The 926-nt window shown below is 74.4% G+C and carries 1 protein-coding gene and 1 pseudogene; both read left to right on the forward strand.

The window, feature by feature from the left end; translation table 11 throughout:
• The first annotated feature begins 86 nt into the window (after positions 1-86).
• Positions 87-668, forward strand: a complete 582-nt coding sequence (gene dcd / locus GSY69_RS13800) for a dCTP deaminase (protein ID WP_160954399.1) — start codon at positions 87-89, stop codon at positions 666-668.
• A pseudogene (locus tag GSY69_RS13805) lies at positions 668-926 on the forward strand (hypothetical protein); the annotation flags it as partial. The gene dcd and the pseudogene GSY69_RS13805, both read left to right, overlap by 1 nt.

The raw sequence follows: 926 nt of genomic DNA on the forward strand, positions 1-926 counted from the left end.
GCCAGCCCGGCGGCCGCCGGCCACGCCCGCACGGTCAGCCCCGCAGCCGCTGGCCGCGGGCGGGCGCGGCCGGTAGGTTTGCCGGTGTGAGCCTTCTATCAGACCGCGATATCGCCGCCCGGCTGGACGCGGGCAGCGTGCGCCTTGACCCCTTCGACCCCGCGCTCATCCAGCCGTCCTCGGTCGACGTCACGCTCGACCGCTGGTTCCGGCTCTTCGACAACCACAAGTACTCGGTCATCGACCCCGCGCTCGAGCAGCCGGACCTCACCCGGCTCGTCGAGGTGGCCCCGGACGAGTCCTTCGTCCTCCACCCCGGCGAGTTCGTGCTGGGCGCCACTCGCGAGGCGGTCGCGCTGCCCGATGACATCGCGGCGCGGCTCGAGGGCAAGTCCTCGCTGGGCCGCCTGGGGCTCCTCACCCACTCGACGGCGGGATTTATCGACCCGGGGTTCACCGGCCACGTCACGCTCGAGCTGTCCAACGTCGCGACCCTGCCCATCACGCTGTGGCCGGGGATGAAGATCGGCCAGCTGTGCTTCTTCGAGCTCAGCTCGCCGGCCGAGCACCCCTACGGCTCGGACCCGGCAACCGCGAACCGCTACCAGGGGCAGCGGGGCCCCACGGCCTCGCGCTCGTTCGAGAACTTCTACCGCGGCGGGTTCTGATGCCCGCGCCCGACGCCGCCGCCCCGGGCTTGCCCGGCTTCCTCGCCGCCTGCCACCTGCTCCTCCTCGATGGGCAGGTGGAGCCCAGCGATGTCGCGGCGCTCATCTCCAACCGCCAGCCGGAGCTGGCCGCGGCCCAGCCCGGGCCCGGGGGCATCCCCGAGCGCCGGCTCAGCCGCCACTCCCGCCTCGTGGGCCCGGTCCCGCTGGACGCGCCGCTGCGCGCGGAGCTCGGCCTGCCCGCGTGGGCGCGCGCGG

Source organism: Brevibacterium rongguiense (assembly GCF_009857845.1).
Classification (GTDB): domain Bacteria; phylum Actinomycetota; class Actinomycetes; order Actinomycetales; family Brevibacteriaceae; genus Brevibacterium; species Brevibacterium rongguiense.